This window comes from Sinobaca sp. SA16-1, from assembly GCF_059510515.1.
In genome coordinates this window covers 1-24,872 of the sequence record NZ_JCAKFL010000008.1, presented here as the reverse complement: position 1 = coordinate 24,872, position 24,872 = coordinate 1, and the positions used below count along the sequence as shown (strand labels likewise).

At 46.2% G+C, this 24,872-nt stretch carries 25 protein-coding genes, 1 rRNA gene and 1 other annotated feature; of the genes, 1 reads left to right on the top strand and 25 read right to left on the bottom strand.

All coding sequences use genetic code 11. The features are described from left to right. The 15 genes from AC5W2J_RS17025 to metG form a co-directional block, all read right to left on the bottom strand. A complete protein-coding gene (locus AC5W2J_RS17025) occupies positions 1-1,608 on the bottom strand; it encodes a putative polysaccharide biosynthesis protein (RefSeq protein ID WP_496060654.1) in 1,608 nt (535 codons plus the stop codon). Between the two features lie 101 nt (positions 1,609-1,709). Next, the gene (mfd, locus tag AC5W2J_RS17020) at positions 1,710-5,246 is read right to left on the bottom strand and encodes a transcription-repair coupling factor (RefSeq protein WP_496060653.1); all 3,537 of its coding nucleotides are present in this window, start codon (positions 5,244-5,246) and stop codon (positions 1,710-1,712) included. A gap of 108 nt (positions 5,247-5,354) precedes the next feature. After that, complete coding sequence (gene pth, locus AC5W2J_RS17015; protein WP_496060652.1) at positions 5,355-5,921, bottom strand: aminoacyl-tRNA hydrolase; 567 nt, start codon at positions 5,919-5,921, stop codon at positions 5,355-5,357. A 143-nt stretch (positions 5,922-6,064) separates the two neighbouring features. After that, positions 6,065-6,718 (bottom strand): 50S ribosomal protein L25/general stress protein Ctc, encoded by a 654-nt coding sequence (locus AC5W2J_RS17010; protein ID WP_496060651.1) that lies wholly within the window; start codon positions 6,716-6,718, stop codon positions 6,065-6,067. A gap of 112 nt (positions 6,719-6,830) precedes the next feature. Beyond that, positions 6,831-7,781, bottom strand: a complete 951-nt coding sequence (locus tag AC5W2J_RS17005; RefSeq protein ID WP_496060650.1) for a ribose-phosphate diphosphokinase — start codon at positions 7,779-7,781, stop codon at positions 6,831-6,833. A gap of 54 nt (positions 7,782-7,835) precedes the next feature. Then, a complete protein-coding gene (gene glmU, locus AC5W2J_RS17000) occupies positions 7,836-9,194 on the bottom strand; it encodes a bifunctional UDP-N-acetylglucosamine diphosphorylase/glucosamine-1-phosphate N-acetyltransferase GlmU (RefSeq protein WP_496060649.1) in 1,359 nt (452 codons plus the stop codon). A 185-nt stretch (positions 9,195-9,379) separates the two neighbouring features. Beyond that, the gene (gene spoVG, locus AC5W2J_RS16995; RefSeq protein WP_496060648.1) at positions 9,380-9,679 is read right to left on the bottom strand and encodes a septation regulator SpoVG; all 300 of its coding nucleotides are present in this window, start codon (positions 9,677-9,679) and stop codon (positions 9,380-9,382) included. Positions 9,680-9,833: 154 nt separating this feature from the next. Next, positions 9,834-10,211: a RidA family protein gene (locus tag AC5W2J_RS16990; RefSeq protein ID WP_496060647.1), complete on the bottom strand. Its 378-nt coding sequence runs from the start codon at positions 10,209-10,211 to the stop codon at positions 9,834-9,836. A gap of 3 nt (positions 10,212-10,214) precedes the next feature. Then, a complete protein-coding gene (gene purR, locus AC5W2J_RS16985; RefSeq protein WP_496060646.1) occupies positions 10,215-11,051 on the bottom strand; it encodes a pur operon repressor in 837 nt (278 codons plus the stop codon). Positions 11,052-11,119: 68 nt separating this feature from the next. After that, entirely contained in the window at positions 11,120-11,980 is an 861-nt protein-coding gene (gene ispE / locus AC5W2J_RS16980; RefSeq protein WP_496060645.1) for a 4-(cytidine 5'-diphospho)-2-C-methyl-D-erythritol kinase, read from the bottom strand. A gap of 262 nt (positions 11,981-12,242) precedes the next feature. Continuing rightward, complete coding sequence (locus tag AC5W2J_RS16975) at positions 12,243-12,503, bottom strand: Veg family protein (RefSeq protein WP_252313686.1); 261 nt, start codon at positions 12,501-12,503, stop codon at positions 12,243-12,245. A gap of 170 nt (positions 12,504-12,673) precedes the next feature. After that, positions 12,674-13,567: a 16S rRNA (adenine(1518)-N(6)/adenine(1519)-N(6))-dimethyltransferase RsmA gene (gene rsmA / locus AC5W2J_RS16970; RefSeq protein ID WP_496060644.1), complete on the bottom strand. Its 894-nt coding sequence runs from the start codon at positions 13,565-13,567 to the stop codon at positions 12,674-12,676. Then, entirely contained in the window at positions 13,560-14,129 is a 570-nt protein-coding gene (rnmV, locus tag AC5W2J_RS16965) for a ribonuclease M5 (protein ID WP_496060672.1), read from the bottom strand. The genes rsmA and rnmV overlap by 8 nt, the downstream gene beginning before the upstream one ends. Positions 14,130-14,132: 3 nt before the next feature. Beyond that, complete coding sequence (locus AC5W2J_RS16960) at positions 14,133-14,906, bottom strand: TatD family hydrolase (protein WP_496060643.1); 774 nt, start codon at positions 14,904-14,906, stop codon at positions 14,133-14,135. A gap of 54 nt (positions 14,907-14,960) precedes the next feature. Continuing rightward, entirely contained in the window at positions 14,961-16,958 is a 1,998-nt protein-coding gene (gene metG, locus AC5W2J_RS16955) for a methionine--tRNA ligase (protein ID WP_496060642.1), read from the bottom strand. Positions 16,959-17,017: 59 nt separating this feature from the next. Then, positions 17,018-17,279 (bottom strand) — a binding site (T-box leader). A gap of 367 nt (positions 17,280-17,646) precedes the next feature. Here metG and abrB point away from each other — a divergent pair. Further along, complete coding sequence (gene abrB, locus AC5W2J_RS16950) at positions 17,647-17,940, top strand: transition state genes transcriptional regulator AbrB (protein WP_496060641.1); 294 nt, start codon at positions 17,647-17,649, stop codon at positions 17,938-17,940. A gap of 56 nt (positions 17,941-17,996) precedes the next feature. Here the strand turns inward: abrB and rsmI are convergent, their stop codons facing one another. From rsmI to rrf, 10 genes are all read right to left on the bottom strand, one after another. Further along, complete coding sequence (rsmI, locus tag AC5W2J_RS16945) at positions 17,997-18,869, bottom strand: 16S rRNA (cytidine(1402)-2'-O)-methyltransferase (protein WP_496060640.1); 873 nt, start codon at positions 18,867-18,869, stop codon at positions 17,997-17,999. Then, complete coding sequence (locus AC5W2J_RS16940) at positions 18,853-19,140, bottom strand: GIY-YIG nuclease family protein (RefSeq protein WP_496060639.1); 288 nt, start codon at positions 19,138-19,140, stop codon at positions 18,853-18,855. The genes rsmI and AC5W2J_RS16940 overlap by 17 nt, the downstream gene beginning before the upstream one ends. Beyond that, positions 19,124-19,852, bottom strand: a complete 729-nt coding sequence (locus tag AC5W2J_RS16935; RefSeq protein ID WP_496060638.1) for a tRNA1(Val) (adenine(37)-N6)-methyltransferase — start codon at positions 19,850-19,852, stop codon at positions 19,124-19,126. The genes AC5W2J_RS16940 and AC5W2J_RS16935 overlap by 17 nt, the downstream gene beginning before the upstream one ends. A 96-nt stretch (positions 19,853-19,948) precedes the next feature. Next, on the bottom strand, positions 19,949-20,302 hold the full coding sequence (yabA, locus tag AC5W2J_RS16930) for a DNA replication initiation control protein YabA (protein WP_252313691.1): 354 nt from the start codon (positions 20,300-20,302) through the stop codon (positions 19,949-19,951). Between the two features lie 31 nt (positions 20,303-20,333). Further along, a complete protein-coding gene (locus tag AC5W2J_RS16925) occupies positions 20,334-21,149 on the bottom strand; it encodes a PSP1 domain-containing protein (protein WP_496060637.1) in 816 nt (271 codons plus the stop codon). 2 nt (positions 21,150-21,151) lie between these two features. Next, entirely contained in the window at positions 21,152-22,138 is a 987-nt protein-coding gene (gene holB, locus AC5W2J_RS16920) for a DNA polymerase III subunit delta' (protein WP_496060636.1), read from the bottom strand. A gap of 15 nt (positions 22,139-22,153) precedes the next feature. Then, complete coding sequence (darA, locus tag AC5W2J_RS16915) at positions 22,154-22,483, bottom strand: cyclic di-AMP receptor DarA (RefSeq protein WP_496060635.1); 330 nt, start codon at positions 22,481-22,483, stop codon at positions 22,154-22,156. A 92-nt stretch (positions 22,484-22,575) separates the two neighbouring features. Then, a complete protein-coding gene (tmk, locus tag AC5W2J_RS16910) occupies positions 22,576-23,217 on the bottom strand; it encodes a dTMP kinase (RefSeq protein WP_496060634.1) in 642 nt (213 codons plus the stop codon). After that, the gene (locus AC5W2J_RS16905) at positions 23,207-24,667 is read right to left on the bottom strand and encodes an aminotransferase class I/II-fold pyridoxal phosphate-dependent enzyme (RefSeq protein ID WP_496060633.1); all 1,461 of its coding nucleotides are present in this window, start codon (positions 24,665-24,667) and stop codon (positions 23,207-23,209) included. The genes tmk and AC5W2J_RS16905 overlap by 11 nt, the downstream gene beginning before the upstream one ends. A 94-nt stretch (positions 24,668-24,761) precedes the next feature. Beyond that, a 5S ribosomal RNA gene (gene rrf / locus AC5W2J_RS16900) occupies positions 24,762-24,872 on the bottom strand; the annotation flags it as partial.

Genomic DNA, 24,872 nt, shown 5'->3' with positions numbered 1-24,872 from the left:
CTACTTGTTCCTCCTCTTTCGTAATGACTGTAGTTTTTTTATGCCGGGAAGCATTTTTTGTTCTTCTTTCGTAATTACCTGCAGAACCGCTGTAAGATATAAAAACAACATACCTCCTGCAGCACAGGTCATTAATGTAAAGCCAGCGGCAAGCAGCCGGTTTTCTCCGTGCATCAGATCTTCTCCAGCTGCCATCATCACTAAAAGAAGCAGACTCATGCCGGCAAGCGCGGCTGAAGCTTTTCCCAGCCAGCCTATAGTGAAAGCTTCCATCATGTCTTTTCGGTAAATCCAGTAAATGTTAACAGCTGCTGTTACCCCTAATCCAGCAACCGTCCCGATGGCTGCGCCGTGTGTGTCCAGCACAGGAATTAACAGTACATTACAGACAAGCTTCACGGCAAAACCGGCTGCCAGGGAAATCGCCGGTACTCTAAAAGAACCGTTTCCCTGCAGGACAGCCGCTGAAATCATTACCGTTCCGCTCATCACAAGGGCTGTCGACAGTGTGCGGAGGACATCGGTGCCGCTGTCATTTGTAAACAGCATAATATTAATCGGCTCCGTTAAAATAACCATGCCCGCCGCAGCCGCCACCCCCAATAAAAAGCTGACTTTCATCATAAGGGCAGCGTAATACCTGGAGGCCGCAAGCCTTCCTTTCATTCGTTCCTCCTGCAAAAGCGGAACGAGCACCATCGCGAAAGAAGACGCGATCACCGTACCAAATTGAAGCAGCGGCTGCCCCCGGTCAAACACCCCTTTAGCAATCATCGCTTCTTCTCCCACAGCACCGTTCATCTGCAGAAACCGTACGACGGTAAATGCATCAATCATTTGATACAAAATAAACAAAAGCGCTCCGAGGCACACAACAAGTCCCTGCGTAAGCAGCACTTTGGAGTGACCCGGCATTCTATGTACTGCGTTTCTATATGACATTGACTGCAGCAGTGCTTTTTTCCTGTTTTTCTGCAGGAACCAGACCAGCACCAGTACGCTCATGGCACTTCCAAGCACGGAGCCTGCCGAAGCGCCTTCACCGGCATCATACGCTCCATTGCCCAGTGTTACAGCCAGCCAGGCAAACAATAGAATCCCTGCTACTCTAATGAACTTCTCGGCTACGTGGGAATACGCGGTAGGTTCCATTTGGTTCATTCCCTGAAAATATCCTCTCACTACAGACAAAATCGGCACAGTTAGAAGAACGTAGGACATCGTCCGGATTGCGCCGGTAAGTTCAGCATCTCCCATAAACAAAGCAACCGTCCCAGCGCCGGCATAAAACAATACAAAAAGAATAGTGAACAGCAGTGACAAAATAAAAAAAGCCGACCATGCTGTTTCTTTTGCTTCCTGAATCCCTTTATCTATTTTGGCATCTACAATCATTTTAGAGATAATAACGGGAAAGCCATACATGGCGATAACCATTGCCGCCCCGTACAAAGGATAAACCTGCTGATACACATAATACCCGAGGTCTCCTGTCATGTTTTGATAAGGCACTCTATATAATGAACTCAGTACTTTCCCTATAATCGTGGCTCCTGATATAAATAAAGCGCCTGCCCATATTTTTCGGCCCGGGCTTTTTTCTTCCATGGCATTCGCTCCTTTTCCGTCCCCAGTATAGCACACAGCGTTCCTATTCCTTCTGCTGCTGCATGAAAAAAGACCCCTGCTTTCCAACAGAGGGCCTTCTATTATTTGACTATCGCTTCGTCTTCTTTTTTCGTATAGGGAAGCTGTTTTAACAACGCTTCAAGCACATGCAGGAAAGATTTCCCGCCAAGGCGGTCCAGATAAACGGCCAGCTTTATTTTGGCTCCGCTTGTGCCGATACCAATCGCTTTGCCGTATTCGTTTACGACTGCGAACAGCTTGGCTCCATCAATCTGCCGGCTGATCTCTTCTGTAACGAGCAGATTGATTTTTTTACCTTCCTGCGTAATCGCTTCTGCTCCTTCTTTTGCTGCAAGAAGCTTAATACGGGAGATGGCAAACAAATCTTCTGTTTCCCTTGGATACTCGCCAAATCGGTCGATCATTTCGTCCTGCAGGTCCTGCAGGTCTTCTGGTGTTTCTATGCCTTTGAAACGTTTGTACATTTCAATTTTCTGCTTGGAGTCGCCAATATAGCTTTCCGGAATGTAGGCATCTACTTTTACGTCCATTTCAATTTCCGGAGGCTTTGGTTTCGGCGTACCGGATCTCCGCTCATCAATTGCTTCTTTAAGCATCTGCGAGTACAGATCAAACCCTACTGATTCAATATACCCGTGCTGCTGGGAACCAAGAAGGTTTCCGGCACCGCGGATAGAAAGGTCACGCATCGCAATTTTGAATCCCGAGCCAAGCTCGGTAAATTCTTTAATCGACTGCAGCCGCTTTTCGGCCACTTCTGTGAGCACTTTATCCCGCTGATACGTAAAGTAGGCATAGGCGACCCGGTTGGAGCGCCCGACCCGGCCCCTGATTTGATAGAGCTGGGAGAGTCCCATCCGGTCAGCGTCTGAAATAATCAGTGTGTTAACGTTTGGAATGTCTACACCTGTTTCAATAATCGTCGTCGTCACCAGCACATCTTTATTGCCTTCCAAAAAGTCGATCATGACCGACTCCAGCTCCTGCTCATTCATCTGCCCGTGCGCGTAAGCGACTTCTGCTTCCGGCACAAGCATCGAAATCTGCTCTGCCACCCGGCTGATATTTTCCACCCGATTGTGCAGAAAGTAGATCTGGCCGCCCCGGCTCAATTCCCGCTCCACAGCTTCTTTTACCAGTCCTGCGTTATATTCCAGTACATATGTCTGCACAGGGAAGCGGTTTTCCGGCGGTGTTTCGATAAGAGAAAGGTCCCGTACGCCAAGCATCGACATATGCAGCGTTCTTGGGATAGGCGTCGCGGTCAGCGTGAGCACATCTACGTTAGCTTTCAGCTGCTTGATTTTTTCTTTATGGGTTACGCCAAAACGCTGCTCCTCATCGACGATCAACAGACCTAGATCTTTGAAAACAACATCTTTGGACAGCACCCGGTGCGTTCCGATGATCATATCGACGCCGCCTTCTTTCAGCGACTTCAGGGCTTCGGCCTGCTGTTTTCTTGTCCGGAAGCGGCTTAAGAGACCTATATTTATTGGATGTTCCGCAAACCGCTCCGAAATGGTTTCATAGTGCTGCTGCGCCAGAATCGTCGTCGGCACTAAGAGCGCCACCTGCTTGCCATCGGCAATCGCTTTAAACGCGGCCCGGATGGCTACTTCCGTTTTACCATAGCCAACGTCTCCGCACAGCAGCCGGTCCATCGGCCGTTCGCGTTCCATATCTTCTTTAATTTCCTGAATGGCTTTTACCTGATCTTCGGTTTCCTGATAAGGGAACGAAGAAGCAAACAGCGTTTCTTCCTTTTCGCTCGGAGAAAAAGCATGCCCTTTGGAAGCTTCTCTTTCAGCATACAGCTTGATCAGGTCATCCGCGATGTCTTCAACGGAGGACTGGACTTTACGCTTTACTTTCTTCCAGTCACTGCCGCCGAGCGCATATATTTTTGGGTTTTTGTCTTCGGCGCCTACATACTTCTGCACCTGGTCAATCTGTTCGACAGGAACGTATAATTTGTCGTTGCCGGCGTACGATACATTCAGGTAGTCCTTATGAATGCCCCCTACTTCCAGCGTTTCAATTCCAAGGTACTTCCCGATCCCGTGGTTTACGTGCACGACAAGATCACCGATTTTTAAATCGGAATAGCTTTTGATTCTTTCCGCGTTGGAAAGCTTCTGTCTTTTTTTGTGGCGGTTTACTTTTTTAGTGAAGGTTTCCTGTTCTGTGATAATAGCTATTTTTTCGGCAGGCAGTTCAAACCCGCTGCTCAGCTGACCGATGACGACAGAGGCCCGCTCTGTCGAAAACGGACCGTCAAACCCGCTTCTGTCTGTATCGACGTCGTAGTCGGATAAAATATTCTGAAGGCGCTGTGCCCGGTCTTCGTCGCTTGCCATAAAAACAACTTGATAATCTGCTTTAACCCAGCGGTCCACCTCTGTTTTCAACGCCGGCATCTGGCCATGAAATGGCTGCATCGGTTTACAGGAGATGCTGCTGGTGGAGCTTGGCTGGGAAGAAGGCAGCGATCGTAAGAATAAAGAAAAGTGAATGCGGGGCCAGGTTTTTTCTGCAAACAGTTGGTGAAAAGGCAGCGATAAAGAAAGGTCCAGCGGAAGCTCCCCCTGCTCGAGCACCGCTGTTTTCCATTCCGCCTCCTCCTGATCCAACCGTTCCGCCATTTCCTGAACCCGGCTGATTTCATCCAGAAAGACGACCGTGTTTTCCGGGAAATAAGAAAGCAGTGTCGCCGGATTATCGTAAAAATATTCCGTATATTTATAAATACCCTGAAAACGGCTGCCCTGCTCCAGCTGTTCTTTTTCGTAGGAAAGGTGTTCATAAAGCTTGTCTTTGACATCGTTGCTTTGTACCGTTTGAATGGCTTTTTGCATGCCCGTTTCCAGACGGGAGGCTGCTTTTTCAAAATGGTGGGCGTAAAGAATGGTTTCTTCAGCAGGACCTATCGTAATTTCCTCAATCTGATGCAGAGAACGCTGGTCTTCTGCATGGAAATAGCGCAGGGAATCTACTTCTGTATCAAACAACTCAATACGTACCGGATATTCTTCCGTTAACGAATAGGTGTCTATAATACCGCCCCGTACGCTGAATTCTCCCGGAGCCGATACCATCGTCGTCCGCTGATAACCGAGAGAAATAAGTCTTGCCACAAAGGAATCTATGTCTATTTCCTCTCCAGGACGAAGCGAAATGCTCGCTTCCTGCCATACATCCACCGGCGGAAGCAGCCGCTTGGCTCCTGAAACCGGTACAATAACTACGCCGGTAAAGGTGCTGGAAGCAAGCTTATTGAGTATGTCAATCCGCTGGGCACGCATTTCAGGACTGGCCGTAGCGATCTCAGAGGAAATCAGTTCGTTTACGGGGTACAAATAAACATCGGCATTCATCAGCTCCAGCAAGTCATCATATATCTTTTGTGCCTGCAGCAGGGTATGGGTAATAATCAGCTGCGGATAATCAATGGACTGTTTAATATAAGACATAGCAAAAGCCCGCGCTGAACCACTCAGCCCGGCTACCAGCTGTTCGCCGGCCCTGTCTTTAATTCCTTTTACGACCTTTTGTATTTCCTCATTTCCTGCGAGGGCATTAATTAATCCCTTCATAACATGTTTATCCTCCTTGTTTCGAACCCTGGTTCTGTATCAGCTGATGCATCGACTTTATCATGTATAGTTTACAATGTTTCCCGGAACGTTAACAGATAGTTGGCTTCAGGCTTTTTGATTAAATGTATTCATTACTTCTTTAAAACTGTGGGAGGTCCATGCTTCTGCTGCTTTAGCGGCCTGCTCGGCGGCCTCCTGGACTTTATCCTTTTCATCCGGGGCAAAGCGCCCGAGCACATGATTCACGACGGAGACCCCCGGTTCCGGCCTTCCTACGCCGATACGGATGCGGTTGAATTCTTTGGTACCTAAATGATCAATAATGGACCGAATGCCGTTATGGCCTCCGTGGCCCCCCTGTTGACGAAGGCGGAGAGTTCCCGGCTCCAGGTCAAGATCGTCGTAAAGCACGACCAGCTCGTCCGGCGATACGTCGAAATAGTTCATAATCGGCGCTATCGCTTCTCCTGATAAATTCATATATGTTAAAGGCTTTATAAGAATAATTTTTTCCCCATGGATGATCGTTTCACAGGAAAGAAATATTTTTTTGTTTTTCACCCACTGCAGACCAAGACGCGCGGCCAGTTTATCTACTGCATCAAATCCAATATTGTGCCTTGTCTGGTCATATGTTTTGCCCGGGTTTCCCAAGCCGGCTATAATCTTCATCTTTGGTTTCTTCCTTTCATCTCTGCGTCCAGAAAAGCGCAGACAGCGGCTAAGTTCTCTTAAACGCTGTCTGCACCTTTCTTATCCAAGCAAGTGGTAAAAAGGCATAACCTGTAACGGTTATACCTTTTTATTACTGCTTATTATTCTGATTTGTTCTCTTCGTCTGTTTCTTCGGAATCGTCGCTCTCTTCACCGATTACTTCCGGCTCCTGCTCTTCATCGTCTTCCTCAGGCTCTTCTTCGATATCCGGAGTTACTACTGTAACTACTGTTTCTGTCGGCTCATTCGTAATCTCAAAATTGCCGGATGCTTTCACATCTTCTACAGATATAGAGTCACCGATATTAAGCTCGGAAATATCAACAGTGATTTCCTCAGGAATGTCAGCTGGCAATGCACTTACTGTCAAAGTAAACAATAGGTTTGATACAACGCCGCCGTCTTTTTCTCCAGGTGCTTCTCCAACAAGGTTAACGGAAACTTCTGCTTCCATTTCAGATTTCATATCAACTGCAAAGAAGTCGATGTGAAGAACCTGATCCTTGATGCGGTCTATTTGCACGTCATGTGCAATAACCTGATATTTCTTTCCGCCTTCTACTTCTAGATCGATGATACCGTTACGTCCTACTTCACGAATAGTTTTTATAAAACCAACACTATGCACTGAAACTGCTGTGCTTTCGGTTGTCTTTCCGTAAAGAACGGCCGGTACCTGCCCGTTGCGGCGCAATGATTTGTTCTCAGAAGTTCTGAGATCTGTGCGCTTCTCGGCTTTTAGTACTGTAGCCATGCTTCTTTCACCTCATTTAGATTGTCTTCGCAGGGGTTAATATTTTTTTACCCACTTGAGACGAGATTATACCAGTCTTTTTTATAAAAAGCAAGTCCTTCCCAAAGGAAGCTTATTCAAACAGTGTGCTGACAGATGCGTGTTCGTGCACACGGATAATGGCTTCACCCAGTAACGGGGCAACAGAAAGCTGTGTAATTTTAGCAATTTTCTTTTCTTCCGGAAGAACAATGGTATTTGTGACCACAAGTTCTTTTATCTGGGAGTTTTCAATCCGCTCAATAGCCGGGCCGGATAGTACCGGGTGTGTGCTGCATGCGTATACTTCTTTAGCTCCTGCTTCAATTAATGCATCTGCAGCAAGCGTCATGGTGCCGGCTGTATCAATAATATCGTCAATAATAATCGCTGTTTTTCCCTGAACTTCCCCTACAATATTCATTACTTCAGAGACGTTTGGTTTCGGACGCCTCTTATCAATAATCGCAATCGGTGCTTTCATACGGTCCGCCATTTTTCTGGCGCGGACTACGCCGCCATGATCGGGAGAAACAATGACAACATCCTCAAGGTTTTTTTGTTCAAAATGATTGGAGAGAATTGGTTCTCCAAGCAGTTGATCGACCGGGATATCAAAGAAACCCTGAATTTGGGTCGCGTGAAGATCCACACTTAATACGCGCGTCGCGCCGGCTGTTTCAAGTAGGTTTGCTACAAGTTTTGATGTGATTGGCTCTCTTGAGCGGGCTTTTCGGTCCTGGCGTGCATATCCATAATAGGGAATAACCACATTTATCGTATGCGCAGAAGCCCGTTTCATGGCATCAATCATAATCAACAGTTCCATAAGATGTTCATTGGCCGGGTCGGAAGTAGATTGAACAAGGAAAACATCGCAGCCGCGAATGCTCTCTTCAATATTCATCTGTACTTCTCCATCACTGAAGCGCTTAACAGAGCTTTTCCCCATCGGCACCCCTATTTTATTACTGATCTCTTCAGCAAGAGCAGGGTTGGAATTCAAGGTAAAAAGCTTTAAATATGGATCCTCATAGGTTGGCATTAGTAAATTTCCCTCCGTTAACATTTTAAAATCCAGGCCTGTAACCGGCTTTATTTATTTTATATAATTTTCTTTGTTTGTCTGACGCGAACGGGCAATGGAAAGAGACTGGCTCGGTACGTCTTCTGTAATAGTGGAACCTGCTGCTATTACAGCATTTTCACCGATTGTAACAGGGGCAATCAAGTTGGCGTTGCAACCTACAAACGCTCCATCTTTTACTTTAGTCAAGTATTTCTGCTTTCCATCATAATTGACCGTGATCGATCCGCAGCCAAGGTTTACATTGCTTCCTATTTCCGCATCCCCAATATAGCTTAAGTGGGAAGCTTTGCTTCCTTTGCCGAAAGAAGCTTTTTTCACTTCCACAAAATTGCCTACTTTCACTTCATCCTCAAGAACAGAGGCTGGACGAATATGGGCAAACGGGCCGATATTGACATTGCTGCCTACTTCACTTTCGGACACGACAGAATGCCTGATTACCGTTTCACTGCCAACCGCACTATCGGAAATCTCCGTATGAGGGCCGATTTTACATTTGCTTCCAATCGTTACATTTCCGTTTAGTATCGTTCCCGGATACAGCACGGTGTCACTTCCAATAACCGCATCTGCCGAAATATACGTCTGCGCATCATCAATAAACGTCACACCCTGACGCATCCAATAGGTATTAATTCGACGCTTCATTGTCTGTTCTGCTTCTGCAAGGGCGACTCTGTCATTAACACCGATCGTTTCCGAAAAGTCCGGTGTCTTCCAGGCGGAAACTGTTTCTCCTTCATCTTTTAAGATGCCGATAACATCGGGGAGGTAGTATTCACCCTGGGAATTATCATTGCCAACCTGCTTTAGAACGCGGAACAGCGTTTCGTTATCAAAGCAGTACGTGCCGGTATTAATTTCTCCAATCGCAAGCTCTGCTTTGGAAGCATCTTTTTGTTCCACGACACGCAGCACATTTCCTGTTTCCTGTTCACGTACAACACGCCCGTACCCGGAAGGATCTTCTGCTCCTGCTGTTAATACGGTCGCTTTTGCTCCGGTTTCCTGATGATGGGTAAACAACGCCTCCATTGTTTCCGAACTGATTAATGGCGTGTCTCCACAAAGGACGATCGTTACGCCTTCTTTGTCTCCTAAAAGCTCCTCCGCCTGCATGACAGCATGGCCTGTACCAAGCTGCTTTTCCTGAAGCACATAAGAAGAACGGCTTCCAAGATGTTCTTTTACCATTTCGGCTCCGTGACCTGTTACCGTGACAATACTTTCTGTACCTGTTTGGGCGACCTGGTCTACTACATGCTCGACCATCGGTTTCCCGCACACAGGGTGCAGCACTTTATATAATTCCGACTTCATCCGTGTACCTTTTCCAGCAGCTAAAATCACAGCATAGCGTTTATTCATTACTCATCCTCCAAGTATCCGATTTTCCATAACGAATATATCCTAAAAGGCACTTTATTTCAAGACAGGCGGAGAAAGTCACATTATTCTGCAATGCATTCTCTTTCCTGCTGTCTTATGGATAACGTACAAAAAACGACCCTGCCTGCTGCAGAGCCGTACATTCCATCTTTAAGTATACCATGTTACAGCGGGGTCTGCGCTTCTTTTTCCCACTCCGTTGAATCGATTTCTTTCTGTCGGCTGTACTCCTGCAGAACCGCGTGCTGAATTTTTTCTCTTGCCCCGGTAGAAATAGGATGGGCAATATCTCTAAATTCTCCATCGGGAGTACGCTTACTCGGCATCGCTACAAAATAGCCGTTATTGCCGTCGATGACCCGTATATCATGGATCACAAATTCCCCGTCCAGTGTTATAGATGCAATAGCGCGCATGCGCCCTTCTGTTTTCACACAGCGAAGTCTTACATCAGTTACTTCCATTTGCTCTACCCCCTTTTTGTTTAAGATGTATATCAGCTACATTCAACAAAAAAAGAGAGAGTCCTTCTAAAAAATTTAAATTTTTAGAAAATGATGGTAAAAAACCTTCTTTCTTTTTTCAAAGAGAGAAGGCTGATATGTGCTTAAATGTTATTTAGGCGTTCACTAAAGCAATGACTTCAATTTCGATCAGGACGTCTTTTGGAAGCCTTGCCACTTCTACACAGGAGCGTGCAGGCTGGTGAGCGCTGAAATATTCTCCGTACACTTCATTAATCAAAGGAAACTCATCCATATTCTTAATGAATACTGTAGCTTTGACGACCGTATCTAAAGAAGCACCAGCTTCAGCAAGAACCGCCTGGAGGTTTTTAAAAACCTGATGAGTCTGCTCCTGCACATTCCCTTCCAGCAGTTCACCGTCTGCCTTCAGGGGAATCTGGCCGGAGCTGTAAAATAAATTATTTACAATAATTCCCTGTGAATATGGCCCGATAGCTTTGGGAGCGTTTTTAGTAAATACTTTTTTCATGTATTATTCCTCCGCTGTTAATTTATTTATAATATTGCCGGGCTCCGCTTTTACCTGCTTCTGCTGGTTATTCACATCCGCAAGCCTTGCAATGGAGACGTAATCATCGACAAGACGCTCTTCTACGTCTTCGGCTTCTACTAACACGCCAATGCCGACAACCTCGGCTTTGAATTCACTTAAAAGGTCCATCATGCCCCGGGCGGTTCCGCCTGCTTTCATGAAATCATCTACGATCAAGACGCGGGCGCCCTCCTGCAGGCTTCTTCTCGCAAGAGACATCGTTTGTATACGTTTAGCCGAACCAGATACATAGTTAATACTTACCATAGAACCTTCCGTGACCCGGTGATCGCGCCTTACGACACTTACAGGCACATTTAAGTGCGAAGCTATCGCGTATGCCAAAGGGATTCCTTTCATCGCTACAGTCATCACAGAATCAATTTTCTGTCCTGCAAATACAGTAGCAAACAGGCGCCCAATTTCTTTCATAAGCTGGGGCTTTCCGAGAATATCCATCATATACAAATACCCGCCCGGCAGAAGACGCTCTTTATCTTCCAGTTTTTCACAGATATCCTGTACCAGCTCCGCTGCTTCTTTACCTTGTATTTTCGGTATGTATTTCACTCCGCCGCTCGCTCCGGCTACCGTCAACAGAGAACCGATGCCCTGTTCTTCAAACACTTCTTTTACAATCGTTAAGTCTTCACTGATAGAAGACTTGGCCGAATCATACCGCTCTGAAAAATAGCTCAACGATACGAGCTGATGAGGGTGTTCTTTTAAATAATGCGTCATATCTACAAGCCGTCCGCTTCGTTTCCATTTCTTCATGTAAACCTCCGTATTAAATCCGAATATTATATCCAAAATATATCATTAATATACGGATTTAATCAAGCCTATTCCTCATGCCGAATCATCCGCACAGCATAAACCTGATCACAGAATCCCCGGAGGGCGTTGTATACCCGGTGCACCTTGGCTTCTCGTTCAATCAGACCGAATACAGTCGGACCGCTGCCGCTCATCAGCGCAGCGTCTGCCCCCGAATCCAGCATCCGTTCTTTAATGCGGGTTACTTCCGGATACATCGGCAGCGTGACCTCTTCCAGTACATTGTATAAATTGGCACACATGTCGGGGAAACTTCCAGCTTCGAGCGCTTTTACAATGGAAGGACTGGCTGGCTTTCTTCGCTTTCCCGCGTCTACTTTTTTGTAAATATCTCCCGTTGATACACCAATTGGAGGTTTTGCTAAAATCACCCAGCACGGCGGAGGCGCCGGCAGGCGTTTGATTTTTTCACCGCGTCCTGTAGCAAGTGCTGTTCCGCCGTAAACACAGAATGCCACATCAGACCCAATTTCTGCAGCGTATACTGCAAGCTCTTCTATCGAGAGGCCGAGCCCCCACATTTCATTAGCGCCTTTCAGCGCCGCAGCTGCATCACTGCTTCCTCCTGCCAATCCTGCCGCTACAGGGATATACTTATGTATATAAATATGAAGGCCGCTTTTCACCTGATACTTCTTCTGCAGCAGGCGCGCCGCCTGATAAGCAAAATTCCGGTGGTCCACGGGAAGAAAGCCTTCGGACATTTCTACGGTAATCCTACCGTCGGCACGCAGCGTAAAATCCAGACGATCTGCTAAATCGACCTGGGCCATAACCATTTCTACTTCATGAAACCCGTCTTCGCGCTTATGAAGTACGTCCAGGCTCAAGTTAATTTTCGCAGGTGCTTTAATTGATCGTTTCACCTAACATTCTCCTTCTCTATCTTCAGCCGCTGATAGCAGCCTTCGCATATGCCGCCTCATTATCTCTGTATATTTTAGTTGAAAACTTCCAGTATGTACAGTTTACGCTTATAGACAGTCAGGAATGAGTTTTATTTTTGCCGCAGCATCATTTTCTGCACAAAAAAAGCTCCAGCAGAGAATTCTCTTCTGCCGGGGCTTTATGGTGCACCCTGCTTTTATGGAGGGCGCACTCATCGTTCATATGTGGTTAAGGCTGCAATTACATTTTTTCAACTAATGCTTCTTCTTCCGGAAGAAAAAGCTGTACGGTTTTCGTGAGTACATCTGTGTAACTGTAAGAAATTCTTTCCACGTGATGCTTTTCTTTGTCAAGCTTCACAATAAAAACAGAAGGATATGTTTCTTCCAGAAAACCGGATCGTTCAATCGTTTTCTTTCTTCCTCCATTAGCAATAACCGTGACTTTTTTACCGACCTTTGCATCTAGCGACTCTTTAATTTCTACCAGTGTTTTTCCCATTGTCTAAGATCCACCTCACTCATACAATAGTATACCACCAGTGAACGATGATGTCAAGTAAATTTATGATTATATCAAGTATGAACAGAGCATGTCAACGATTTAATTCAGGAAATCGGAAAGAGGAAAAAAAAGCTTCATTCCGCCGGGTAAAGCAGGGCTCATGCCCTCTATTCTGCTTTTTCCCGCATCTCTTTCCACATTGGATACATTCGGTTGCTCAATAGGGCGAACTCTTCTATAGAGAGTGTTTCTGCCCGTCTGACAGGATCAATATCAGTTTCAGAAAAAAGATTCTGCAGCTCTTCTTTGTACGTTTTATTCATGACACTATTCTGTACATTATTCCAGAGCGTTTTCCGGCGCTGGGTAAATGCACCCCGCACCAGGGTAAAAAAGAAAGCTTCGTCTCTCACTTCCACCGGTGGACCACTTCGTACGTCCAGACGGAGAATAGCTGAGTCTACGTTAGGTTTTGGCATAAATACCGTCCTTGGCACAACAAGCTCCTGCGTCACCTCTGCATAATACTGAGCTGCAATAGAAAGGGACCCGTACGCTTTTGAACCGGGAGCCGCTGCAATCCTTTCTGCCACTTCTTTTTGGATCATAATGACAATTCGGTCCACCGGCAGCTTTTGTTCCAGCAGCCCCATCAAAATCGGCGTAGTGACATAATACGGCAGGTTACCGACTACCGCAGTTTTTCCGGAACTACGGAGCTCTTCCAGCAGCGGACGCAGATCAGCCTGCAGAATATCCTGGTGATGCACCGTTACGTGCGGATAATCTTTCAGTGTCTCTGCTAAAATCGGCAGCAGACGGCGGTCAATTTCAAATGCCTCCACTCTTCCCGCCGCTTTTGCGAGCTGCTCTGTGAGCGCACCAATGCCAGGGCCTATTTCTATGACTGAGTCGTTTTCGCCCATTCCCGCCGCTTTTACGATATGCTGCAGAATATTTGTATCTATAAGGAAATTCTGGCCGAGACTCTTTTTAAATGAAAAGCCGTACTTTTCCAGTATTTCTTTTGTGCGCGTCGGTGTGGCAATATCTTTAGACACCTCGATCTTCCTCCTCTAATACTTCCTTCATTGCCTTGGCAAATTCTTCTTTTTGGATCTGAAAAATATCCAGTCTCTTTTGAAACTGTTTTCCATTTGCATAGCCTATTTTTAATTTTTCGCCCATCTTTTCCCGCCGCTTTTTCGCATGGGGGCCGGCAAGGAGCCCGGCAGCAATGAGATCTCCACGGGGAATATCAGAGCCCGGCCTGCTGCTTCCATATTCCTCCCGCACTGCTGCAAGTGCTGCCTGAATGTGTTCCGGAGAGGCGTGCTCAATGCCAAGGCTTCCTTTGAACTTGGATGCTGCCATTGTTTTGGTAATAAACGCATGTTTGCACCCGGGCACACGCTCGCTGACAATACGACGGATTCTTTCCCCCGGCGTATCCGGATCCGTAAAAATAATAATGCCGCGCCGTTCATTGGCCAGCTCAATCCGCTGCAGAACAGACTCCCCAATCGCCGAGCCGTTCGTTTCGATCGTATCCGCGTCTACTGCTCGTTTCACTGCAGCTGTATCATCTTTTCCTTCTACGACAATGCATTCTTTAATACGCAGCATTTAGTTATCTTCCAATTGAAACAAGCGCTTGGCATTAGCTGTAGTCTGGGCATAAAACGATTCAGGCTTCATCCCTTTGAGTTCAGCGATTTTATCCGCGACAAGCGTTACGTAGGATGGTTCATTTCGTTTGCCGCGGTAAGGATGAGGCGCTAGAAACGGACTGTCGGTTTCTACTAGAATCCGGTCCATTGGAACGCCTGCCGCCACTTCCTTTGGCAGTTTGGCGTTTTTGAACGTCACCGGCCCTCCAAAGGAAATATAAAAGTTCATCTCCAGACACTTCGCAGCCATTTCCGAATCGCCGCCGAAACAGTGCATGATACCGCCGGTTTTTTCTGCTTCCTCTTCCTGCAGCACAGCTACAACGTCTTCATGGGCTTCCCGGTCATGAATAACGATCGGAAGATTTACTTTTTGAGCCAGTCGAATCTGCTTTCGAAATACTTCTTTTTGAACCTCCGCCGGTGATTTATCCCAGTGGTAATCAAGTCCCATTTCTCCAAGAGCAACTACTTTCGGATGCGAAGCTAGCTTTTCAATCCAGCGCAGATCTTCTTCAGTCATGTCTATCGCGTCTACTGGGTGCCAGCCGACGGTCGCATAAATAAACTCATAGCTTTCTGCCAGTTCGATCGCCCTTTTAATAGTGGGGCGGTCAAACCCAATCACATTCATCCATTCTACGCCGGCCTTTTTTGCCCGTTCTATTACTTCTTCTACATCTTCATCAAATTGCTCTACGTTCAAATGAACATGAGTATCAAACAGCATACATGTATCCTCCTTACGAAAAAGGCAGGCCGGAGCCTGCCCTTTTCTTTCTATTTAATTAACAATCGAGCCATTGGGCAGAGAATCCGCTACCGTGGCAAGCGTTAGTTCTTTTCCTTTGGATGCAGCAAGAATCATCCCTTGAGACCATTCGCCGCGGAGTTTCACAGGCTTTAGGTTGGTAACACAAATCACTTTTCGTCCTACAAGCTCTTCAGGTGAATAGTGCTGAGCAATGCCAGAGACAACCTGCCTTGACTCTCCACCCAGTTCCAGCTGGATTTTCAGGAGTTTATCGGCTTTTTTTACCGGTTCGGCAGCTGTCACTTCTGCTACTTTCAGCTCCACTTTATGAAATTCATCTATCGTAATTTCATTACTTTCGCTTTCCTGCACCTCTTCCTGCTGTGCCGGTTCCGTTTCTTCTTTTTTCGCCTCTCCTCCCATATCTTCGATAATATGGGTCACTTCTTCTTTATAATCGAGTCTCGGAAACACCGGCGTCCCTTTTTTCACAACCGTCGTTCCTGCTGGAAGTACCCCAAACGTATGCAGGGAATCCCAGACTGTATCTTCTTGTTGAATACCGAGCTGTTCCCACATTTTCTGCGGGGTTTTGGTCATAAAAGGCTGAATCATGATGGATATATGACGCAGGGCTTCCGCCAGATGATAAAGCACCGATCCCAGCTGCTCAGCATGCTCATCGCTTTTCGCGAGCACCCACGGCTGTGTTTCATCGATGTATTTATTCGTGCGGCTTACCAGCTGCCAAATAGCTGACAGGGCTACAGAAAATTCCATATCCTCCATCGCGTCTTCAACCTTTGCCACCGTAACTTCTACAAGCTCTACCAGGGAATCATCAAACGGCGTTCCGTCTTTCAAGTAAGCCGGAAGCGTTCCGCCTTTGTATTTATTCACCATTGCTACCGTACGGTTAAGCAGGTTTCCCAGGTCATTGGCCAGGTCGTAGTTGATACGGTCCACAAAACCTTCCGGCGTAAAGACACCGTCGGAGCCGAATGGTACTTCCCGAAGCAGGTAGTAGCGGAGGGCATCTAATCCATAGCGCTCTATGAGCGGAATCGGATCGACCACATTGCCTTTTGATTTCGACATTTTTCCATCTTTCATCAGAAGCCAGCCGTGGCCGAATACTTTCTTTGGCAGTGGCAGATCAAGAGCCATCAGCATGATCGGCCAGTATATTGTGTGGAAACGAACAATTTCTTTTCCAACAATATGCACGTCCGCCGGCCAGAATTTCTGGTAATCTCCATCCTGGTCCGTACTGTACCCAAGTGCCGTGATGTAATTGGACAATGCATCTATCCAAACGTAAACGACGTGCTCCGGATCGCTTTCTACCGGAATGCCCCATTTAAATGCGGTACGGGAGACAGCAAGGTCTTCGAGCCCTGGTTTAATAAAGTTATTGATCATTTCATTTTTGCGGGATTCCGGCTGGATAAACTCAGGATTTTCCTCGTAATATTTTAACAGGCGGTCGGCATACCTGCTCATCCGGAAAAAGTACGAGCGCTCTCTTACCCACTCGACCGCATGGCCGCTGTCCGGGCTTTTGCCGCCGACTATTTTTTCGTTTTCGTAAATAGGGTCATCGAGCTGCCTTTCGGTATAAAATGTTTCATCCGGCACCGAATACCAGCCTTCATATTCATCTAAATAAATATCGCCGTTTTTCTTTAAGGTTTCAAAAATCTTCTGGACTACTTCTTTATGCCGTGATTCTGTCGTGCGGATAAAATCATCATAGGAAATATCAAGCTTTTCCCAGAGGTCTTTAATGCCTGTAACCACCTCATCAACAAACTCCTGTGGAGACACACCTTTTTCTTCGGCCTTTCGCTCAATTTTCTGGCCGTGTTCGTCTGTGCCCGTTAAATAGCGCACATCGTATCCACGCAGGCGCTTATAGCGGGCCATAGCGTCACCGGCTACAGTCGTGTAGGCGTGGCCGATATGAAGCTTGGCGCTTGGATAGTATATGGGCGTTGTCAGGTAAAACGTCTTATCATTCTTTGTCATAATGGGGCCTCCTTAATAGAAAAAACTTCTTATATAAAATAAAATAAACCCTCGTCCTGCAAAGGGACGAGAGTTTCTACTCACGCGGTACCACCCAAATTTCCCCCGGTAAACGGCGGGGGCTCGGTGCGCTTCTTCTGAAAGCTCCATCAGAAAACAACGCTTATCTTTAACGCAGAAATACGTTTCTCTTTTATTTTTTTAAACTCAAGAGAAAGTTCCTCCCGGACCATTTTCGAAAATTCCAGCTGTACCGGTTTTCAGCAGTTCCCGGCTCTCTGTTACAGCGTCCTTTTGTACTTATCCTTTCATAGGAAAACAGTATTCATTTTATATTAGACATCAATAGTAAATATATCCGGGAAAGCCTTCACTGTCAATGTATTAGTCACTGTCTAATAGTTCGACTTTTTTCGACAAAAACACCTTTATTTTTTCTTATTCGTTTATTTATTGGATCGGCAAATGGAAATTACACCAGAGGCTAAAACATAATATACTTTCTATATACTTATTTAAATGCTGATATAAAAGGGTTTTATTAATATGAAAAAATTTCTATATATTACAATGGTATGGAGTTAAAAATATTTGACTTGGTTTGGAAACATTGGTATTCTTAGGTTACAAATAGAGAAAAATGTCGAAAGATGACATAAATGATTTAAATCCTAGGAGGACGAATATTATGAAATCAACAGGTATTGTACGTAAGGTAGATGAACTGGGCCGGGTAGTTATTCCTATCGAACTTCGCCGCACATTGGAAATCGCTGAAAAGGATGCATTGGAAATTTATGTGGATCACGACCGCATTATTTTGAAAAAATACAAGCCGAACATGACCTGCCAGGTTACTGGTGAAGTATCGGACGATAACGTTTCTCTTGCCGGCGGCAAAATTATTCTTTCCCCAGAAGGCGCAGAGGAAATCTTGAAAGATCTTCAAAGCTACACAAGCAAGCACAAGACGAACGCCTAATCAAATAAGTAAGCGGCATCCTTTTGGATGCCGCCTTTTTTTGGGTACAGCGTAGTTTATTCACCTTTAATCTCGTGATAAGCCGCGTAAACTTCCCTTTTAGGAATATTCCGGTCCACGGCGGCCTGTTTAATTGCATCTTTTGATGTCATTTCTTCATTTATATAATAATGAACATGATCCTGAAGGCTGTATTCTTCCCACCAGTCGTTTTTTTGCGCCAGATCGCCGCTTCCTGCTTCCACTACAAGAGAACATTCCCCTTTTATTTGGTGAGAGCCTGCGTAATCGGCCAGCTCTGATATACGACCGCGCGTAAACTCCTCAAAACGTTTGGTCAGTTCTCTGCCAAGAGATGCCTGCCGGTCCCCCCACACGCTGCTCATATCTTTGAGCATATCTTTCAACCGATGGGGAGCTTCATAGAAAATCATTGGTACGCCGATTTCAGAAAGCCGCGCCAGTTCCTCGAGCCGGTCTTTTTTCTTTCTTGGAAGAAATCCGTAAAAATAGAAACCCTGGGCGGCCAGCCCGGACGCAGCGAGAGCGGGAAGAACCGCATTCGCTCCCGGAAGGGGAATTACGGGGATATCCAGGTCGACACACTGTTTCACAATTTCAAGACCTGGGTCCGACACAAGCGGCATGCCGGCATCACTTACAAGCGCCACGGTTTTTTGGTCCTGCAGCGCCTGTAGAATAGCTTCTCCTTTATACTGCTTATTGTGCTCATGATAACTGTTCATGGGCGTATGAATATCAAAGTGTGAGCAAAGTTTTTTAGTTTGTCTGGTATCTTCTGCAAAAATGATATCTGCTTCTTTTAAAATCCGGACGGCCCGCCATGTCATATCTTCTAAATTCCCTATCGGCGTTGCAACCAAATACAGGCTTCCGCCTTCCTCGGCATAACTATGTTGTTGTTTCATGCCTGCCTCCTCTGTTGTGTTGAATCAACATTTCTTTTTTCTCCCGATTCCAGGATTTAATCTCCCGCTCCCGCTGCATTGCTTCCCATTTAGTGGAAAACATTTCTTGATGCATTAACACAAAAGGGCCGCGCCCTCTCGTATACTTTGCACCTTTTCCCGCTTCATGGACTGCGACTCTTCTTTCCACATTGTCAGTATACCCGGTATATAAGGTGTTGTCGGCACAGCAGAGAATATATACATAGTACCGTTTAGTCGCTTCCTTCATAATAATTCTGAAACTCCTTTGTATATTGCCTGTTTTCATCATATACAATCAAAGGCGGTTCTATCGTCAGACCAGGTCGGCCGTTTTTTATACCTTCCAGCAGCAGAATATTCGCTGGGCGGTCGGCCAGCGGATGAATCCATTTTGCCCGTTTCGGTTCAATACCGTACTGCTGATAAAGCTGCACCAGCTCCAGAAAACGTTCCGGACGAAGCACCATCGCTACTTTCCCCTTCTGCTTTACCATACGGGAAGCAGCCTTCACGATATCCTGCAAGGTGCCGTTTTGCTCATGCCTCGCTGCGGCAAAGTGGGGATTGTTATGATATTCCGCTTCGCCGGCTGCCGCGAAATATGGAGGATTGCACGTTACCAGATCTGCCTGTTCCAGAGAGAATGGTACTTCTCTCACATCTCCTTCTATGCATTGGATCCGGTCAGAGAGATCATTCAGGTGAATACTGCGGTCGGCCATCTCTTTCAAACGGGGCTGAATTTCCACCCCGGTCATGGAAACTTGGCTTCTTGTGGACAACACCAGCGGTATAACACCGTTTCCGCTGCACAGATCGATGATAGTACCCTTTGTAATAGGCACCCAGGCAAACCTTGCCAAAAGCACTGCATCCATAGAAAACGAGAATACGTCCTCGCTTTGAATAATCTGCAGGGTTTTTGTTATGTAATCAATACGTTCTTTTGAATCTGTCACGTGCTGCCACTCCTTTATTTCGATAAACGGCTTATTCCATTTTACACATAAAAAGACTGCCCAAAGAGTGAATATCACTTTTAGACAGCCTGTTTTTTATTTTTGCTGGAGGAAGGATAAGCAGAATAAACAATCGCCATCTGTACGAAGACTTCCATAATGCATGTTGCAAATGTGAAAGCCTTCATGATAAAGGCGCGCCAGGTTATCATACCCTTCGCCTACACTTGTACGCTTCGGTTTTTTGTTTACCTGAAGTTTTTCCATTTCCAGCCTGGCCTCTTCTTTTACATCCAACCGTTTACGCAGATGCTTGTTTTCCAGAGAAAGAGCCTGATTTTCTTCAATCAGCATAGCCAGCTGTTCTTTTAATTCTCCCAGTTCATCATGCAAAGCACCGATTCGTTCTTCCATATGAATGACCTGCGAAAATATTTCTCGTTTCTCCACGTTCCTCCCCACCCCAACTATCCGTATGCTATCAGCGAGTAATGAATCCCTGCTCCATTAATTCGTCAAGACTGTATTCCAGCACATTTTCACGCTCTGCAATATGAACTTGAACCAGCCGTTCGAGTATATTGATTCCTGCTACTTTTCCCCGGCCTTCCGGTGTTTCGATTTTCTGGCCGATATCAGGCAGGTCTTTTTTCGCCTGCTCATAATGATCGTTTTCATATTTAAGACAGCACATCAACCGTCCGCACAGCCCGGAAATCTTAGCCGGATTTAACGAGAGATTCTGGTCTTTGGCCATCTTAATAGAAACCGGCTCAAAATCGCCCAAAAAGGTGGAACAGCAGAGGACACGGCCGCAGGGGCCGATCCCGCCAAGCATTTTGGCTTCGTCTCTTACACCGATCTGGCGAAGTTCAATACGTGTCCGGAATACTGAAGCTAAATCTTTTACTAAATTCCTGAAGTCGATGCGTCCGTCCGCCGTAAAGTAAAAAAGCACTTTATTGCGGTCAAAAGTATATTCTACATTGACCAGCTTCATATCTAAGCTGTGTTCGGAAATTTTTGCAGCACAGGTAGCAAATGCTTTTTCCGACAACGTTTTGTTTTCTTCCATGGCTTTTTTATCTTTACTGTCTGCAATACGCAGCACTTTTTTTAAAGGCAGGACTACATCATCTTCATTTACCTGTTTGTTGCCAATGACTACTTTTCCGTATTCTACACCGCGGGCGGTTTCTACAACAATCCATTCCTCAGCGGGAATGGTCAACTCACCTGGTGAAAAGTAATATATCTTGCCTGCTTTCTTAAATCTGACTCCTACTACGTCATGCAAGGCTACGATCCCTCCTGTAAATGGAGCACTAACTGCTCCATCAGAAGCTGGTTATTTACATTAGCGCGAAGACGTCGTTTCGCGTCCAGGATAAACTGCATCGATGCAGCAATCTCTTGTTCTGTTATGGAAAGGGCCTGTGATTCAAGCTTTTCCATTTGATCAGGATAAGCAAATTCTCCGCCTGCTTTCTGAACAGAGAGTAGATCACGGTACCAAAAGAGCAGCAGATCCAAGCCAATGTCCAGCTCTTTTCTATCTTTAAAATGAACGAGCCACTTTTCCTGTAACGTCAATAATGCCTGCTGAGGTCTTTGGTTCACCTCGTTTACTAATTGTATCACTAGAGCCCGCCCCTGTACAATCCACTCTTTGCTCTCTTCCTCATAGTTGTCAAGGGTTTCATCAGGCAGCCGTGCCAGCAGGCCGGCACTGGCCGGACTCATCCCCTGCTCTTGAAAATAAGCCGTTCTTGTGGAAAGAAGCGGCGGCGCAAAGCTGATTCGCTGCGCTCTTGATTGAATAGTCGGAAGCAGAAAATGGGCATTTTCTGTAAGCAGTACCGCCATGGTCGGGCTGGCAGGTTCTTCTAAAAACTTCAGGAGGCTGTTTCCGGCACTGGCTGTCATCGTATCCGCTTTATGGACAAGGTACACCTTCGTGCCTGCTTCCATTCCTTTATAAGTGAATTCTTTTTGGAGGGCTTCCACCTGGGCTTTTTTAATGGAATCCCCGTCCGGATGCAGAAGCATCACGTCGGGGTGATTGCCGTGGGCAATGCGTTTGCATTCCACGCAGGTTTCGCATGGCCTGCCTTCTGTCTGCCTGGCACAGAAAATGCTCTGGGCCATCAACAGGGCTACGTCTTCTTTTTTGCTGCCGTGCATGCCTTCAAAAATATAAGCATGCGACAGCCTATCTTTTTTGATAGCCTGCCGCAGCATGGTCATTACTGTGGGCTGCTCTACTTCCATATCCGTCCATTTCATTAATTAACGCCCGCCTTAAAACTTCTCAAATCGTTCCACATCCATAATAAACACAGTAGCTCCGCCTACCTGCACCTCAACCGGGTAAGGAACGTAGGAATCGGCATTTCCTCCCATAGGAGAAACAGGAGCCACAAGCTGCTCCCGTGACTTGCAGTGATTCTTTATTATTTCAAGGACAGCATCTGTCTCTTCATCTTTTATGCCTATGAGGAATGTCGTACTGCCTGCTTTTAAAAATCCACCGGTGCTGGCAAGTTTTGTCGCTTGAAAATCGCGTTCTACTAAGGCGTTGGAGAGTCTATTGCTGTCTTTGTCCTGAACTACGGCTACGATTAACTTCACGGCTGATCCCCTCTTTCTATAGGATAATATGAGTATGTTTTCTTTAATATTACTGGAAATCCTAAAAATCGCAAGCAGGAAATCCCAAGCTGTTATGCTTTGCCAAGCAGCCTGGCTTGAATAATCTGCACAGCCTCTGCTATAACCTCTTCTCTGGGCTGATCAGCATCCACCCGTGCGATTCGTTCCGGAAATTTTTCCAGCAGCTGGTGATAGGCCTGATATACGGAATGATGAAACGACATAGTTTCGCCATCCAGGCGGTTAAACTCTCTATCCTGGTTCTCCAAAATGCGGGCCATTCCATTTTCCGGAGATATATCAAAAAACAAGGTTAGGTCCGGCAGACAATCCTCAATAGCAAAAGCGTTAATCCGGTACACAGCGTCTATTCCAAGACCGCGGGCGGCTCCCTGATAAGCAAGACTGCTGTCTACAAACCGGTCGCACAAGACGACACTCCCTTGTTTTAAAGCAGGAAGAACTTTCTCTACCAAATGCTGCCGTCTGGCCGCTGCATACAAAAGAGCTTCTGTTCTGGCATCCATCTCCTGATGATCGGGATCTAAAATCACCGCTCTGATTTTTTCAGCGATAGCGATGCCGCCCGGTTCTCTCGTTACCACTACTTCTTTGCCTGCCTTTTTTAAAAATTGTTCCAGCTCGTGCATTGCGGTTGTTTTCCCGGAGCCTTCGCCGCCTTCTAACGTGATAAACCAGCCTTTATAAGTCATATGTGTCCTCCGTCATTGTTTTAACCTTCCAGGTGCCCTGGTGGGGATATACTCCCTGCACCCGGCCTCCCTGATAAAGCCATTTATTTAGAAATTCCCATCGTTCTCCTTCCAGTACCTCTCCTTTAAAAAACAAAGGAATGCCTGGAGGATAAGGAATAATATCAGCTGCAGTCTTACATAATTTCGCTTCTGCCAATAGTTTTTCCCTCCGCTCTCCATGAAAAACAGCGGGGATCACTCGTCCTTCTATAATAGGCGTATCTACAAAAGGCGACAAAGGCATTTTAACATGAAGATCTTTCGCAGGACTCATTTGCTTTAATTTTTGCAGAGCTCGTGAAGCCCTGCCCTTCGTTTTTTCCGTCCATACCTTCCGCTCTAACGGAAGAATAAGAAGAACCGTGTCCATAGTGGAAAGTTCGGGATACAATCCTTCCTCTTCCAATAAAGAAGCAAGCTGCCAGCCGGTATAGCCTGTTGGCGTTTTAACAATACACTTTAATGGATCCTTCTGGTAGGGCGCTGGTGGAACGTACAGGTTAAAACCAATATTCTGCAGTACCTGCTCTGTTTCGGTAAAATGTTCATGCCACAGTTCTGCAGGAACCCGCTTTTGATCCACTGCAAACTGCCTGGCTGCATCCAGAGATGCCATAATAGGATAAGAAGGGCTGCTGGACTGAAACACAGCACAAGCGGTCTGAACCGCCTCAAAGGAAAGACGGCTGCTGGAACCAATATGTAAATAAGCACCCATTGTCATAGCAGGAAGCGTTTTGTGCGCAGAGTGCACTACAGCATCTGCTCCTTGCGCAAGACTCGAGGTTGGAAAGTATTCACTCACAGCAAAATGGGCACCATGAGCTTCATCAACTAACACTACCCCCTCCTTATAATGAACCAGAGAAATAATATCGCGAAGAGAAGAGACAATACCAAAGTAGGAAGGGGACGTTAAAATGACACCCTCGGCTTCTGGATATTGCTCATACGCCCACTGCACGGTCTGCACGTCCAAACCTAAAGTAAGGCCTGTTAGTTCATCGACAGCCGGCATTAAAAAAATAGGCTTTAGGCCGGCCAGACGGATAGCATTTATAACAGACACATGCGCATCCCGCTGCACAAAAACAACAGCACCTTTTTCAAACGCCCCAAATATCATTGCATGATTTCCAGAAGTCGATCCCCCGGTTAAAAAAAACGTATGGCTGGATTGATAGAAGGAAGAGGCCAGAATCTGCGCTTCTTCGATTATTCCTTCCGGTGCATGCAGATCATCCAGACCGGGAAGTTCCGTGAAATCATAGCTCAGTATCGAAGCAAACACCGTTTCTTTCCCGTAGGGAACAATACGACCATTTTTATGACCCGGCACATGAAACGAAACAGTCTCTTTGTGCTGGTGAGCGAGCAGCGCATCCAGTAAAGGGGTATAGGCAGCCATAGTAAACATCCTCTTTTCCTTTAAAATGTTTCACGTGAAACAGAAAAATAATAGAAAAAGCACCTTTTCCATAGAGGAAAAGGTGCTTGCATTGGCCCGGCAACGTCCTACTTTCACAGGGGGTCGCCCCCCAATTATCATCAGCGCACAAGAGCTTAACTTCCGTGTTCGGCATGGGAACGGGTGGGACCTCTTGGCTATCGTC